Here is a 14,546-nt window from a genome sequence, read left to right as displayed (position 1 = left end):
CGCGATAGCGAACTACGCGTCGATACGTTCCCGACCTAGTTGATCGCTGGAGGTAACGATGAAGTCACGTCGAGGAGCCACTTCATTGCCCATGAGGAGTTCGAACATCGATGCTGCGGCTTCGGCATCCTGCACTCGCACGCGTCGGAGCAAACGGCCTTCGCGGTCCATCGTGGTGGTTGCCAGCTGCTCGGCGTCCATCTCGCCGAGACCCTTGTAACGCTGCACTGGCTCTTGCCACTTCTTGCCCGATGAGCGGAGCTTCTTCATCAGATCGTGAAGCTCCTTCTCGCTATAGGTGTAGATCATTTCGTTGGGTTTTGTGCCGGGATGATGCACGATGACGCGATGAAGCGGGGGAACCGCGGCGTAGACACGGCCGTCCTCGATCAGGGGCCGCATGTAGCGGAAGAACAGTGTGAGAAGGAGCGTCCGAATGTGCGCTCCGTCAACGTCGGCGTCGCTCATCAGAATGATTTTGCCGTAGCGCGCGGCACTCAGATCAAAGCTTCGACCAGAACCAGCTCCCACGACCTGAATGATCGACGCGCACTCGGCATTCGAGAGCATGTCGCTGATCGACGCCTTCTGTACGTTGAGGATCTTGCCTCGGATCGGCAGCAGAGCCTGGTACTCGCTGTTGCGCCCAAGTTTTGCTGTGCCGAGCGCAGAGTCACCCTCCACGATGAAGAGTTCGGAATCGGCGACGTCACTTGACCGGCAGTCGACGAGCTTCGCCGGGAGCGTTGAAGACTCCAATGCGTTCTTACGACGCTGGGTCTCCTTGTGAGTGCGTGCCGAAATCCGCGCCTTCATCTCGGAGACGATCTTTTCGAGAAGCTGAGAGGTTTGCGCTTTGTCGTCGCGCTTTGTCGACGCGAACCGCTCTTTCAAAGCTGCCGTCACAACCTGGGAGACGATCTGGCGAACAGCGGGCGTACCCAGAATCTCTTTGGTCTGTCCCTCGAACTGGGGTTCGGGAACCCGCACAGTCAGCACAGCAGTGAGGCCCGCGAGGACGTCGTCTTTTTCAAGTTTGTCGTTACCCACTTTTAAGCGACGAGCGTTCTGCTCCACTTGAGAACGCAGAAACTTCATCAGACCCTGTTCGAATCCCTGCTGGTGAGTTCCACCCTTGGGAGTCGCGATGATGTTGACGAATGAGCGCGAGCTTGTTTCGTAGCCGATACCCCATCGAACGGCGAGGTCAACTTCGCACAAACGCTCAACTTCGGTCGGAATCATCGCGCCGGTTGGCTGAAGAACGGGCACGGTTTCGGTGAATGTTCCCGTGCCCGTGAGACGCCAGATGTCGGTAATGGGCGCATCGGGTGCGAGGAATTCAGCGAACTCTGAGATGCCGCCATCGAATCGATAGCTGGTTTCGATCGGTTCGTCTTCCCGCTCGTCGCGAATTGCGATTTCAAGGCCCGGAACCAGGAAGGCAGTTTGGCGTGCGCGTTGCTCCAACTCGGCGAGATTGAACGCGGCATCCTTCGTGAAGATCTGGCTGTCTGCCCAGTACCTAATACGAGTGCCTGTCACACCACGCGGAGCTTTGCCCGCAACGCGCAACTCGCTTCCAAACTCAAAGGGGGTGAAGGTCGAGTCGGGAGTGTCACCTTCGAAGTTGCCGGGTTCGCCCCGGTGGAAGGACATGGCCCAGGTTTTTCCACCGCGGTCAACTTCTACGTCTAGCCGCTCCGAAAGCGCGTTCACCACCGAGGCACCAACACCGTGTAGGCCGCCGGATGCCGCATAGGAGCCCCCGCCGAACTTGCCGCCCGCGTGAAGCTTGGTGAAAACGACTTCAACACCGCTGAGCCCCGTGCGTGGCTCGATATCTACCGGAATCCCGCGGGCACGGTCGCGAACCTCGACGCTGCCGTCGGAGTGAAGGACGATCTCAATCTTGTCGCCGTAGCCACCGAGTGCCTCATCGACCGAATTATCGATGATCTCCCACAAGCAGTGCATGAGCCCACGTGAGTCGGTGGACCCGATATACATACCCGGCCGTTTACGCACGGCCTCAAGTCCTTCGAGAACCTGCAGATGATGGGCGGAATACTCTGGGGTCACAATCTTCAAGGGTATAAGCCGCGACGACACGCGAGCCGCAGACACTCGGCATGTTTCATGCCTGACGCGTGCTTGTCATGTTGGCGCGTACGCGCTGAGCGAAATGTCACCGCATGGCGGCATACCAGAAACAATCGCGTGGTTGTATTGATGACACCCGCAGTCACAGGCTGTATGACAGAGGAGGCACCGACATGACCACGCTCACGAGTACCGCTGAGCCCACGATGGAGTACCGCCTGACCGCCGCCGACCGTTGCGATTCTTGCGGCGCGCAGGCTTACATCGCCGCCGAAGTCAACGGCAGCGAACTTCTCTTTTGCGCCCACCACGGCCGCAAGTACGAAGAGAAGCTCCGTAGCATCGCTACATCGTGGCACGACGAAACATCGCGCCTTACCGAAGCGGTTTAGCGCTCACATATACCTTCGAGAAACGATCGGCGAGACGCGCAACGCGATTTCTTCGCCGATCGTTTCTATTTTTTCCGCAAGATCCGTTGCCGACATCGCGTCGGGCCCGTAAATGGTCACGTCGTCACCGACATGCGCTGATGGCCAGCTTTCCACTTGCATTTCGAGGTCATCGACGCGTACGACGAGTCGCCAGCCGTCCGGAGTCTTCACCTTCATTTTTGCCGCGAGGATCGAAGGTAAACCGTGAAGTGAACCCACCCCGACGGTGACAGTCTCCCCTATCGCAGTTACGACAGAACGAAGCGATGCGACGGGCGAGATCGACAGGTCCGCCTCTGACGGGCCACCGGCGGGGCGGATGCCGTAGCAATATGCGCCAACTCGAGCCATGTCGTATCGGAACTCCGGTCGTTCCCACGATGCAGCACTTGCCGCCAGATGCAGAATTGAAGGCGTTAGCCCAGCATCCCTGGCCTGCAAGACGGCGGCATCGAAAAGTTCGCGGGCCTTATCGTCTTCTTCATCGGATGCTTCAGCGATATGGCTCCACACACCGACCACGTCGATCGCTCCGGCAGCCTCAAGGGACCTGGCTCGTGCGGCGACCGCAACCCAGTCCTCAGGCCGTATGCCGTTGCGGTGAAGCCCAGTATCAATCTTCAGATGCACGCGTGCTCGACGTGCGCCTGACGCTGCGGCCACATCTTCGAGCATTCCGGGATCGCCGACGCCGAAATCGAGGTCGAGATCCAAGGCCTCTTCGATCTCCTTCCGCGTCACAGCAATCCATACGAAGATTCGTGCCTGTGAGCCAACGGTCCGACGGACTTTGGCGGCGGACGCGATGTCGAACGCTCCGAACCAGCGAACTCCCTCATCAAAAGCGCGCGCGACAACGGAGATGATGCCGTGGGCATAGGCATCGTCTTTCACCACGAGCATGAGCTCCGCGGGCGCAATGCGACCGCTAACGCTCGCGATATTCGCCGCAAGAAGGGTGAGATTCACATCGAGATGGGCGGTCACGAAATGTGCTCCGTTCGTGCGCGTGTCAGGATGCCGGCGGCAATCTCACGCGTCGTCATCCCGGTCATGGCTGACCAGTCCTGCACAGTTGTCTCCCCTAGCAAGTGGTCACCCAGGTAGACGACACTGTCGCCTCTGCGGATGGGAAGAGTGCCGACGTCAATCACACTCACGTCCATTGCGACGCGGCCCACAATGGGGCAACGAGCACCCGCTACCGTCACATGAGCACGGTTGCCCAGCATCCGCACAATCCCTTGCGCATAGCCCCCGGTGACGAGTGCGACATTCGTGTCGTGACGCGCACGGTAGCGGTATCCGTACGAGACACCTTCGCCTCGGCGCAACGGCTTCGCTGAGAGCACGGTGCCGTGCAGGCTCAGCACAGACGAAGACTGTGCTCCGGTGAAGCCGTAGAGGCGCTCAGTGGCCGCGACATCGGCCGGCATCTCCTCCTCCTTCGACGCGGAGATGCCGGCAGCGAGAACGACCTCGCTCACGCGACGGAGGTCAAACCCCCAGGCATTGGCGCGCAGGTCAAAGATCGGATCCGTGCCATCTTCCGCGGCGATGCGACGCGCGTTTGATGTCAGAGCTGTCATGTTGACGAACGCGATGGGTGTTGATGTTCCAGTGGTGCGGTCTGCTTCCGACTGGTCTACATTCACGCCATCTAGACTATCCGGGTCCCCTGTTCTTATTCGGAGAATGCATGTCATCCCAGCGCCTCGGCCTCTCTACTCGTCTTCGCTACCTCGCCGCCCGTGCGCAGCGCATCAACGTCGGCTCAGTGATCGAGCGGGCCAAGGAGGCGTCTACTGCTCACAGCAAGTGGACACCAGCAGTTGTCGCCGACATGCTCTGGCAGGCTGGCTTTCGGAATGTGGGATTTCAGGACTACATCGACTACGACTTCGCGATCCTGACGCGCGATGAGCGCGCAACGTATATGACCCACCCGGTTTCCAACCAGCTGTCGCAAAAGTATGACGATCCGGCTTTTCGTCACATCTTCCACGACAAGCTTGAATTCGACCGAGTTTTTGCCGACTACCTCCGCCGCGAATGGCTCGTGGTAGCTCCTGACAATGCCGAGGCGGTGCGAGAGCTTACCGAGCGTCTAGGCACAATCGTCACGAAGGAACCGATCGGACAAGCGGGTACCGGTGTTCACCGCTATCACGCCGCCGATGTCACAGACTGGGCAGAATTTCACGCGGGACTTCTTTCGCGAGGCGAGCTGCTGATCGAAGAAGTCATCACGCAGCACGCTGACCTCGCTGCCGTTTGCCCCGGGACTGTGAACACAACACGAGTCACGGCGTTCTTTGACGGCACGAAGACACACATTCTCGCGATGGCACAGAAGTTTGGTCGCGGTGAGGTGAGCGATCAGATGACGTTCGGTGGCTTTTACACGATGCTCGACGAGCGCGGCCATTCCATGGGGCCGGGATACGACTCACACAGCCACGTGCACGAATTCCACCCCGATAGCGGCGCACGCATCGCAGACTTCCAGCTGCCGATGATCGACGACGTCATTGCGTTCGTCGACCAGGTCGCCCGGGTAATTCCGCAGGTGCAGTACGTCGGCTGGGACATCGTCGTCACACCAGACGGCCCAGTACTTGTAGAAGGAAACTGGGGCGCTGGCGTGTACGAGAACAAACCGAGTGCCACCGGCATCCGAACCGGCAACAAGGACCGGTACCGCAAAGCGATCGGCTTCTAAAGCCGATCTACTCAGGCTTACGCCGCTCGGATAATTCCGAGCGGCGTGGACTGGTGGCCCTGGCCCAGCGGGTTGTCGCCGAGGATCTTCACGAGACGTGACTCTCCGGCGCGATCAAGCGTCGAGCCCAGAATGTTGCCGCCGATGTCATTGATATCAACGACAGCGACCTCCACACCTGCGGGCAGCAGGCTCTTCAGGTGGCGTGCAACGTCGCGGGGACGTTCCGGGCCGAGAACCACTGCCTCGTTGTACGGAGGAATTGTGCCGCTGGTCGGGCCATCGATGGCGCGAGCTTTATCGCCCGCTACTCGGTAAAAATCGCCACGACGCCCGAAAACCTTCGTAACCGCAGATACCGCAGCAGCAAACAGGATGCGGGGTGTCCCGCACTCACGAAGAGCCATTTCCATCGTCTCGGGCATACCGAGCCCGATGCCGTATGGCGTTTTGACGACATAACGCGACAGCACACGCGCCAGGAGGCGCGGAGTGATGTCACTGATCGGAAACGATCGACCCTGCGTGATCGCGACGATCTTTTCGGTCACGAAAAGCAGGTCACCTGATCGCACTTCGGTTTTGGCGTAATCCGAAATGAAGACGTCGAGATCGTCACCCGGCATAACCACTCGGGTACGAATCGGGATGCGGGCGAAGCTCTCACCGTCAACATCAACGGTGAGAGCCTTGCCCTCATTGGCATCGCCGATCACTCGAGGTAGTCCCGAAGAGACTGCGAACGGGACGGGTGGCGAAGCTTCGCCATCGTCTTGGACTCAATCTGACGAATTCGCTCACGCGTGACACCGAAGGTGTCGCCAATCTGATCGAGAGTCTTCGGTTGGCCATCGCCAAGGCCGAATCGCATCCGGATCACTCCGGCCTCACGCTCAGAGAGCGAATCAAGAAGAGACTCGAGTTGGCGCTGCAACATTGTGAAACCAACAGCATCCGCGGGAACAACTGCTTCGGTGTCCTCAATAAGGTCGCCGAACTCGCTGTCGCCGTCTTCACCGAGTGGAGTGTGGAGCGAAATAGGCTCGCGACCGTACTTCTGCACCTCAACGACCTTTTCAGGGGTCATGTCGAGTTCGCGGCTCAGTTCTTCGGGCGTGGGTTCGCGACCGAGATCCTGAAGCATCTGGCGCTGCACACGAGCGAGCTTGTTGATGACCTCAACCATGTGCACCGGGATGCGGATCGTGCGAGCTTGATCAGCCATAGCGCGAGTGATCGCCTGACGAATCCACCAGGTGGCGTAGGTCGAGAACTTGAAGCCCTTGGTGTAATCGAACTTCTCAACAGCACGGATCAATCCGAGGTTTCCCTCTTGGATGAGATCGAGGAACTGCATTCCGCGTCCGGTGTAGCGCTTGGCGAGCGAGACGACGAGTCGAAGGTTGGCACCCAGAAGGTGCGACTTCGCGCGCTGACCGTCGCGCGCAACCCACTGCAGGTCAAGACCCAGCTGCGCGGACTTCTCTGCCGCTGACATCGCCGAAAGCTTCTCTTCGGCAAACAGGCCAGCTTCGATTCGCATCGCCAACTCAACCTCTTCGGCTGCGTTGAGGAGTGGAACCTTACCGATTTGCTTCAGGTAGTCCTTGACCGGGTCAGCTGTCGCACCGGTGATCTGTGTCGAGTAAACCGGAGCATCGTCTTCGTCACTCGAAGAGATGACAATAGCGCCGGTAGGAAGTGCCTCGGTGAACGCCGGCTTCGCCGAGCCGTCATCGTCATCATCATCATCGCTGCCATCGGCCTTCGCGGTGGACTTCTTTGCAGCGCTGTCATCGCCGGCGTCGGCCGCGGAATCAACTTCCTCGTCGCCCTGAGCCGACTCGTCGTCGTCTGTGGCAGCTGCCTTGGCTTTACGCTTTGGGGCAGCTTTGGTTGCTGCTGCCTTCTTAGCCGTCGCACCGGCAGCAGGCTTCTTCGCCGCGCTGGTGGTTTCAGTCTCGGGCTCCACAGCCTCGTTGTCGGTGTCCTTCTTCGTGGTGGAGCGGGTACTCGTCTTCGTGCCTGCGGTCACGGTTCGCCTTTCACCGGGAGCGATCTTCACACATCCGGTAGTTTTCGGACACTAGTAAGACCCTTGTCAAGTCGATCTGCCGCAAATACTTCTCGGTAGACCCCGTGACAACGGGTCAAGAAATCCATTGTCTCACATTGTCATCGCGCTCTTGACACGATGAGTCCTTCTATGGAAGAGACAACGCCCGAGACCGCGCGCACATTCCCTGAACCGCTATTGCAGTGGATTGCGCGTGTCGTCGTCGCCCGGACGATTGGCAAGGAACCGTTCAAGTTCTGCCGTGAGTTCATCAGCGCTCGGCAAATCGCCGGCATGAAGAATAGGAGTTCCGAGGGTAGATCCAGCCATGTAGGCGTCATGACGTTCTTCGAGGTTCTCGAGCATCCGAGTGAGTTCTTCGCTTCCCGAAACCTGCTCGGTCACCTTCTCGAGGTACTCGCGGTTCTCTTCGCGCAGTTCATCGACAGCGAAGACCAAATCCGTTGCCACAGTGATGCTGTCGAGAGCCGCAAGCGTTGCTCCCGGATATTCCGTATCGCCCAAGTAGTGCGGAACGAGAAGCGCAAAACCAGCGATTTTATCGCCCTGCTGTGCGAATCGATATTCAATGAGATGGCCTACCGTCGCTGGAATCTGTGTGTGTGGCTTCCACACCGAGTGCGCTTCGGTGAGCTCCTTACGCGTCCCAGACACTGTTGTTCCGAGAGGGCGCGTATGAGGGACAGGCATGGGGATGGCGTGAACCCAGGTCACGTGAGAAACCGCGTAGCGCTCGGCGAAGCTGAGTACCGATTGAACGAACGCTTCCCAGCCGAAGTCTGGCTCGTATCCGGCGAGAAGAAGGAACGGCTGACCGAGAGCGTCGTGCGCAGTGCTGAGTTCGAGACGCGGCGGAATGTACGCCGTGAGGTGATCAGCATCGAAAGAAATAAGCGGACGGCGAGCTCGATAGTCCAAGAGAACGTCATTGCGATACGAGGCAATAACCTCATGCCCGAGTTCGCCGCGCAGGTAGTCAACGAGTTGCGAAACTGTTCCGCCGGCGTCGGTGAATCCTGTCAGAGCAATGACAAGCGGAAGACCTTGCGGCACGTGCGGCGACGGCTCAGGGCTTTCGAACAAGGAAGCGGAAAAGGACATAGCTCCACTCTACGATCCGACGCGCACCCTGGCGCCGTCTTTCGCGCCCGACCGGCGACACGAACCTAGGATGGAGGTATGCCGTTTCCCGAGCTCGCGCTCAGCAGCGCTCTGCCATCGTCCCCCGCCGACGCCGACGCGATTCTTCTCGCTCTTCCGCCGCTCGATGCGGCCGGCGCAACTGATCTCACATCTTTTCCAGGTGTATCCGAAGCATTGAAGGCCGTCGGATTCACCGGTGCTGCGGGTGCTCTCAGCCGCATCTACGCACCAGAGACCACATCGCTCCCCCTAGCCGTTGTCGGCACTGGCGCGGCCCCCGATGCCAACAGCATCCGAAATGCGGTCGGCGCAGGCGTGCGCCTCTTCACTGGCTTTGACACCGTCGCCGTTTCGCTTCCCGGCGCAGAACAGTACTGGAGTGCCGCAGCAGAAGGTGCTGCGCTCGGCGGCTACCGATTCGAGGGCTACAAGAAGTCGGGCGCTACTCGCCGTGCATCTCGCGTGATCATTCACGCCGATGCCGACTCGGATTCCGATAAGGCATTGCGCACGGCTCAGGCGATCGCCTCAGCGTCCGCGCTGGTGAAGGACCTCGTATCGACGCCCGCCGAGTGGCTCGGTCCCGCCGATTTCGCCGAACGAGCCATCGCGGAGGTCGCAGACCTGGGCGTTGACGTTACTGTGCTCGACGAAAAGCAACTTGCCGAGCAGGGTTATGGCGGCATCCTTGGCGTCGGTCAGGGCTCAGATCGCCCGCCGCGTCTCGTTCGGCTCGACTACGCACCGGCAAACGCCGAGCGCCACGTCGCTCTTGTCGGCAAGGGAATCACATTCGACACAGGTGGTCTTTCCCTCAAGCCCGCCGGGTCGATGGTCGGCATGAAGTACGACATGTGCGGCGCCGCGACGGCGCTCGCTGTTTTGCGTGCCGCCGCGACCCTCGAGCTTCCGGTTCACGTGACAGCGTGGTTGTGCATCGCCGACAACATGCCCTCGGGGCGCGCGACGCGGCCCGGAGACGTACTGCGGATGCTCGATGGCACAACCGTTGAGGTTCTCAATACAGATGCCGAAGGCCGCCTCGTACTCGCTGACGGCCTCGTTGCGGCGAGCCGCGAGAACCCGGACTTGATCGTCGACATCGCGACTCTCACGGGCGCCGTGACCGTCGCCCTCGGGACTCGGCACACCGGTGTCATGGGTGACGACGACGCTGTCAGTGCCTATCTTCGGACGGCGAATGAGGTCGGTGAGCTCGCATGGCAGCTGCCGCTTCCCGCTCACATGGAAGATGAGCTCGACTCCCCCATCGCCGACATGCAGAACGCGAAGATCGGTGACCCTGCAGGGGGCTCAATGTTTGCGGGACTATTCCTTCGGCGCTTTGTTGGTCGCGTGTCGGAAGACGCCGACGCTGCCCGGATTCCTTGGGTTCACCTCGATATCGCCGGCGTCGGCATGAACAAAGGCGGCGGATTCGGTTACACCGATAAGGGACCGACAGCAGCAACTGTGCGCAGCCTCGTCGCGCTCCTCGCTGGCGGCCGATGATGGCGGCGCACTCCGCAGACATTGTGGTGTTGGGTGGCGGGAGCGGCGGTTACGCAACGGCACTTCGCGCCCGTGAACTTGGCAAGTCCGTCATCCTCATCGAGAAAGACAAGGTGGGCGGCACATGCCTGCACCGAGGATGCATTCCGACGAAGGCGATGCTCCATGCCGGTGAAGTGGCGGATGCCGCGCGAGACGCCGCTCTGGTGGGTATCAATGCCGAGTACAACGGGGTTGATGTCGGTGCTCTCCACGCATACCGAGACAAGATCGTCGCGAAAAAGTTTCAAGGACTCCAAGGACTGCTCAGCACTCGTGGTGTCACTGTTGTTTCGGGAGCAGGAGTCGTATCTGCGGACCGTATCGTCACCGTAGGTGAAGACACCTACCGCGGCGATGCATTGGTTATCGCAACGGGATCGGCCTCGCGCACGCTTCCGGGGCTCGAGATCGGTGGTCGTGTACTCACAAGCGAAGAAGCCCTTTCTCTTCCAGAAATTCCTGAGCGCGTCGTCGTGCTCGGGGGCGGAGTCATCGGCGTGGAGTTCGCGAGCATGTGGCGTTCTCTTGGCGCAGACGTCACCATCGTTGAGGGCGCCGACCACCTCTTGCCCACCGAAGACATCGATGTGTCGAAGGGGCTCGAGCGCGCATTCCGCAAACGAGGCATCGCCTTCTCGTTGGGAACCCCCTTCAGCGGAGTTGCTCAAACGTCGGATGCCGTTGAAGTCACTCTCGCGAATGGTGCAACCCACTCCGCCGACTACTTGCTTGTCGCCGTGGGGCGCGCGCCTGTTACTGCCGACCTTGGATTGACTGAGGCAGGAATCAGCACGGAGCGCGGATTCATCGTGGCGAACGAGCGTTTGGCAACGTCTCATCCCGGTGTGTGGGCCGTCGGAGATGTGGTTGCAGGTCTTCAGCTGGCGCATCGAAGTTTCCAACACGGAATTTTCGTCGCAGAAGAGATTGCCGGGCTAGCGCCCGTCGTTATTCCCGAGACACACATTCCAAAAGTGACCTACTCCCACCCCGAAGTTGCATCAGTCGGGCTATCCGTTGCTGCCGCCGAAGCCGAGTATGGTGCGAAAGACGTCAGTTCGTACACGTACAACCTTGCCGGAAACGCCCGTAGCGAAATTCTCGGTACCGCCGGGGTTGTTAAGGTCGTTCGCCGCGTAGGAGGCCCGGTATTGGGCGTTCATCTTCTGGGCGACCGTGTCGGCGAGCTGATCTCAGAAGCGCAACTGGTCGTCGGTTGGGATGCACATCCCGAAGACATCGCGCCTTACATCCACGCCCACCCCACGCAAAGCGAGGCACTAGGCGAAGCCTTTCTCGCGCTTGCAGGAAAACCGCTGCACGGCCTTTGACGTGGCCGGCTGCAGTCATCACTAAGCTAGAACGAAAGTTTCACATTGAAGGAGACAAGCTCATGAGCACTTCCGTGGTCCTCCCCGCGCTCGGCGAGAGCGTCACCGAGGGTACGGTGACCCGCTGGCTCAAAAAGGTCGGCGACACCGTCCAGGAAGACGAAGGTCTTCTCGAGATCTCGACCGACAAGGTCGACACCGAAATTCCTTCGCCCGTCAGTGGCGTTATCGAAGAAATCCTCGTAGAAGAAGACGAGACAATTGAGGTCGGCGCCGTGTTGGCGAAGATCGGCGACGGATCATCCGCGCCGCAAGAGTCCCCCGCTCCTGCAGAGGAGACCCCCGCAGCTGAAGAGCCTGCGCCGGCCGAACCTGCGAAGGAAGAAGAGTCTGCGCCAGCCGAGCCAACGCCCGCGCCCGCATCGAGCGGTGGAAAAGACGTTGTCCTCCCCGAACTCGGTGAAAGCGTCACCGAGGGCACAGTAACCCGCTGGCTCAAGCAGGTCGGTGACTCTGTTGAGACCGACGAAGCATTGCTCGAGATTTCGACTGACAAGGTCGACACCGAAATTCCTTCGCCCTTCAGCGGCACGCTCCAAGAGATTCTCGTGCAAGAAGACGAGACCATCGAGGTCGGCAGCGTGCTTGCTCGCATCGGTGACGGTGCAGCGGCTCCGGCTGAAGCTCCGGCCGAGGCGCCAGCAGCAGACAACGCACCCGCGGCTGAAGCTGCACCTGAAGCTCCTTCGACGGAAAAGCCTGTCGAAGTAGAAGCAGCAGAAGCGCCGGCAAAGGCTGAGCCCGCAGCATCCGAAAAGGCCCCCGAGGCTCCCGCGCCAGCCCCGGCGGAATCCTCAGACGATGACGGAGTCACGTATGTGACGCCGCTCGTTCGTCGTCTCGCCTCACAACAGGGCGTCGACTTGGCTTCGGTCAAGGGCAGCGGTGTTGGTGGCCGTATTCGAAAAGAAGACGTGCTCAAGGCCGCCGAAGCCGCGAAGGCTCCTGTTGCCGCATCAGCACCTGCCGCCCCGTCGGCGCCCGCTGCCGCGGCTCCCGTCGAGGTCTCACCGCTTCGCGGAACGACGCAGCCGATGTCTCGCTTGCGCAAGGTACTCGCCGAGCGTGCAGTTGCGTCGATGCAGGCCACAGCGCAGCTGACAACGGTTGTTGAAGTTGACGTGACGAAGCTCTCTGGTTACCGCGACAAGGTGAAGGCTGAGTTCCTCGAGAAGACGGGCGACAAGCTGTCGTTCCTCCCCTTCTTTGCCCTCGCCGCGGCTGAGGCGCTCAAGGCGTTCCCCGTCGTCAACGCAACGGTGGATGGCGACAAGATCGTCTACCCCGCCGGCGAGAACCTCTCGATTGCCGTGGACACTGAGCGAGGTTTGCTCACACCGGTGCTGCGAGACGCTGGCGACAAGAACATCGCTGAGATCGCTCACGAGATCGGTGATCTTGCAGCACGTACGCGCAACAACAAGCTGAAGCCCGATGAGCTCGCAGGTGGCACGTTCACACTGACGAACACAGGCTCACGCGGTGCGCTCTTCGACACACCAGTCGTGTTCTTGCCGCAGTCGGCAATTCTCGGCACGGGTGCTGTCGTGAAGCGCCCGGGTGTCGTGACGGTGGACGGACGGGATGCAATTTCGGTGCGTTCTTACGTCTTCCTCGCGCTGTCTTACGATCACCGCATCGTCGACGGTGCCGACGCTGCGCGCTTCCTCTCGGCAATGAAGGTTCGCCTTGAAGCAGCGCAGTTCGAGGCTCAACTCGGCGCCTGATTTCAGGACACCTCATGGGTGCTGCGCGACGGTGAAAACCTCGCGCAGCACCCATGTTTTTTCGGTTTGCACCACAACAGCCACTTGGCTGTTTGCCTGTTCGCCCCGGGCGCGAATTCCCACAGACGCAGCCCCGCCGTAGTCGTCAATGAGCGCGAGTTCCATCTCGTCACGCGGAAGATCGACAGCCCCTTCTGGTATCGAGATTGACGAGTCCGCCATGACTGCCTCGAGGCATCCGGCGTCTTTCTTTGCCCGGCAAATATTGCGAGCGGCCAGCAGCATGCTCGCCGCTGAGACTGGATCGTCATCTGCGACGGGCAAGACGCTGTCTGCCATGCCTGCCGTCGGCGTGGGCGTGGTGGATGTTTTGCTTTCGTGCTGCTCGGGCCCCATTTCAGATTCGGCGGGCCAAGCAAGCCCCGCGGCAACGAGGGCTGCAGCAACGCCCGCCGCCCACAGCCACGAATAGCGGAGTCGGCGAGGCGTGCCCGTTCGCGGCGTTTTGCGCCGAACTGACTTCAGTTGACCGAGCACGATTTCATAGAGCTCTCGCACACCGGAGTCGATGTGCGGCATGAGCGTCGTTGCCCAAGATGGCGAAGCGCGCTGGAGATCCTCCTGGGCTTTTTCGGTCGTGCGGTCGTGTTTTGGGGCGAGGAGCGACGCAGATGCACGTATTCCGGCCGTAGCAATGGGCTGGGGCGCGGCGCGTGAAAAGAGCACTGTCTCGATCTCCGTGGCGTGCGCTTCGAGTGAAGCACGGGTGTACAGCGCACGTGAGAACTCGTCCACCGCTAGATTGAGTTGCTCGTCATCGGTGGCCATGGCTGTTTCGGTGACAACCTCAACTGCGACCTCGAGAAGCCGCTGATTACCGCCCGGCACGAGTACGGGGCGGCCTTCATTTGTGAGCCACCATGCGCCGGCAGCGTCGTCGCCGCCCAAAGCGAACGACTCCAACGTGCCGCGGAGGACTGACACCAGGATCGTGACGCTCTCTCCCGCGCTCAGTGGCGTTGCTGACTGGCGTCGGCGCTGGAGAAATGACATCAGGTGCTCCGTGCAGAGCGGAAGCGCGACGATGTGGCCCGAATGCGTGCGGATAACTTCCAGCGCACCAAGCACGTGACCCGTCGGCTCTGCACTCCACGCCCAACCAGGTGAGAACTTTTCGGTGTCTACAAGCAGCACTTCGCTGCCGTCTTCAGTTCGCGAGAGCACCGAGGACCACGGAGCCTCAGGTGGCTCGACATGACGAATGCGCGTATACGGACGCAGGAGTCGTGCATCGATGTCGTCAGGAGACGCGAAGGGCATGCCACCGAGTGTCGCCGCGGAGGCCGCGAGGGGTGTCCAGCGAAAACTATTCGGGGGAATTCGCTGGCAATGAGC

12 protein-coding genes are annotated in these 14,546 nt (G+C 60.4%); 5 read left to right on the top strand and 7 right to left on the bottom strand.

Annotated features, from left to right (window positions below; translation table 11 throughout):
* Window positions 1-12 precede the first annotated feature (12 nt).
* A complete protein-coding gene (locus tag FHS06_RS12100) occupies window positions 13-2,082 on the bottom strand; it encodes a DNA gyrase/topoisomerase IV subunit B (protein WP_375138701.1) in 2,070 nt (689 codons plus the stop codon).
* A 194-nt stretch (window positions 2,083-2,276) separates the two neighbouring features.
* Between FHS06_RS12100 and FHS06_RS12095 the strand changes: the two genes are divergently transcribed.
* Window positions 2,277-2,495 carry a DUF7455 domain-containing protein gene (locus FHS06_RS12095; protein ID WP_165138085.1) on the top strand — a complete coding sequence of 73 codons (219 nt, stop codon included), beginning with the start codon at window positions 2,277-2,279 and terminating at the stop codon, window positions 2,493-2,495.
* Between the two features lie 3 nt (window positions 2,496-2,498).
* On the opposite strand, the gene FHS06_RS14375 is transcribed toward FHS06_RS12095, so the two are convergent.
* Window positions 2,499-3,524, bottom strand: coding sequence for an alanine racemase (locus FHS06_RS14375; RefSeq protein WP_167049608.1), 1,026 nt, complete (start codon window positions 3,522-3,524; stop codon window positions 2,499-2,501).
* The gene (locus FHS06_RS14035; protein ID WP_310734816.1) at window positions 3,521-4,192 is read right to left on the bottom strand and encodes an alanine racemase C-terminal domain-containing protein; all 672 of its coding nucleotides are present in this window, start codon (window positions 4,190-4,192) and stop codon (window positions 3,521-3,523) included. Before FHS06_RS14035 ends, FHS06_RS14375 begins: the two co-directional genes overlap by 4 nt.
* A gap of 44 nt (window positions 4,193-4,236) precedes the next feature.
* Between FHS06_RS14035 and FHS06_RS12080 the strand changes: the two genes are divergently transcribed.
* Window positions 4,237-5,259: a sugar-transfer associated ATP-grasp domain-containing protein gene (locus tag FHS06_RS12080; RefSeq protein WP_167049604.1), complete on the top strand. Its 1,023-nt coding sequence runs from the start codon at window positions 4,237-4,239 to the stop codon at window positions 5,257-5,259.
* Window positions 5,260-5,276: 17 nt separating this feature from the next.
* Here the strand turns inward: FHS06_RS12080 and FHS06_RS12075 are convergent, their stop codons facing one another.
* The 3 genes from FHS06_RS12075 to FHS06_RS12065 all read right to left on the bottom strand — a co-directional run bounded on the left by FHS06_RS12075 (window position 5,277) and on the right by FHS06_RS12065 (window position 8,437).
* Window positions 5,277-5,972, bottom strand: a complete 696-nt coding sequence (locus FHS06_RS12075) for a coenzyme F420-0:L-glutamate ligase (protein WP_167050333.1) — start codon at window positions 5,970-5,972, stop codon at window positions 5,277-5,279.
* Entirely contained in the window at window positions 5,972-7,294 is a 1,323-nt protein-coding gene (locus tag FHS06_RS12070) for an RNA polymerase sigma factor (protein ID WP_167049602.1), read from the bottom strand. Before FHS06_RS12070 ends, FHS06_RS12075 begins: the two co-directional genes overlap by 1 nt.
* A gap of 216 nt (window positions 7,295-7,510) precedes the next feature.
* Window positions 7,511-8,437 (bottom strand): proteasome assembly chaperone family protein, encoded by a 927-nt coding sequence (locus tag FHS06_RS12065; protein WP_167049600.1) that lies wholly within the window; start codon window positions 8,435-8,437, stop codon window positions 7,511-7,513.
* Window positions 8,438-8,515: 78 nt separating this feature from the next.
* Between FHS06_RS12065 and FHS06_RS12060 the strand changes: the two genes are divergently transcribed.
* The 3 genes from FHS06_RS12060 to sucB all read left to right on the top strand — a co-directional run bounded on the left by FHS06_RS12060 (window position 8,516) and on the right by sucB (window position 13,151).
* Window positions 8,516-9,991: a leucyl aminopeptidase gene (locus FHS06_RS12060; RefSeq protein WP_167049598.1), complete on the top strand. Its 1,476-nt coding sequence runs from the start codon at window positions 8,516-8,518 to the stop codon at window positions 9,989-9,991.
* Window positions 9,991-11,364 (top strand): dihydrolipoyl dehydrogenase, encoded by a 1,374-nt coding sequence (gene lpdA / locus FHS06_RS12055; protein ID WP_167049596.1) that lies wholly within the window; start codon window positions 9,991-9,993, stop codon window positions 11,362-11,364. The genes FHS06_RS12060 and lpdA overlap by 1 nt, the downstream gene beginning before the upstream one ends.
* Window positions 11,365-11,426: 62 nt before the next feature.
* Window positions 11,427-13,151 (top strand): 2-oxoglutarate dehydrogenase, E2 component, dihydrolipoamide succinyltransferase, encoded by a 1,725-nt coding sequence (gene sucB / locus FHS06_RS12050; RefSeq protein ID WP_167049594.1) that lies wholly within the window; start codon window positions 11,427-11,429, stop codon window positions 13,149-13,151.
* A 12-nt stretch (window positions 13,152-13,163) separates the two neighbouring features.
* On the opposite strand, the gene FHS06_RS12045 is transcribed toward sucB, so the two are convergent.
* The gene (locus FHS06_RS12045; protein WP_167049592.1) at window positions 13,164-14,471 is read right to left on the bottom strand and encodes a hypothetical protein; all 1,308 of its coding nucleotides are present in this window, start codon (window positions 14,469-14,471) and stop codon (window positions 13,164-13,166) included.
* Window positions 14,472-14,546 lie beyond the last annotated feature (75 nt).

The sequence above is a fragment of the Microbacterium halimionae genome (assembly GCF_011761265.1).
GTDB classification, from domain to species: Bacteria; Actinomycetota; Actinomycetes; order Actinomycetales; family Microbacteriaceae; genus Microbacterium; species Microbacterium halimionae.
The sequence above is the reverse complement of the archived record's forward strand: the minus strand, read 5'-3'. Positions and strand labels throughout refer to the sequence as shown.

Bases quoted from the DNA above. Each gene is read 5' to 3' on its own strand.
- FHS06_RS12095 (WP_165138085.1), top strand. From the start codon at position 2,277: ATGACCACGCTCACGAGTACCGCTGAGCCCACGATGGAGTACCGCCTG.
- FHS06_RS12080 (WP_167049604.1), top strand. From the start codon at position 4,237: ATGTCATCCCAGCGCCTCGGCCTCTCTACTCGTCTTCGCTACCTCGCC.
- FHS06_RS12065 (WP_167049600.1), bottom strand. From the start codon at position 8,437: ATGTCCTTTTCCGCTTCCTTGTTCGAAAGCCCTGAGCCGTCGCCGCAC.
- FHS06_RS12060 (WP_167049598.1), top strand. From the start codon at position 8,516: ATGCCGTTTCCCGAGCTCGCGCTCAGCAGCGCTCTGCCATCGTCCCCC.
- lpdA (WP_167049596.1), top strand. From the start codon at position 9,991: ATGGCGGCGCACTCCGCAGACATTGTGGTGTTGGGTGGCGGGAGCGGC.
- sucB (WP_167049594.1), top strand. From the start codon at position 11,427: ATGAGCACTTCCGTGGTCCTCCCCGCGCTCGGCGAGAGCGTCACCGAG.
- FHS06_RS12045 (WP_167049592.1), bottom strand. From the start codon at position 14,471: ATGCCCTTCGCGTCTCCTGACGACATCGATGCACGACTCCTGCGTCCG.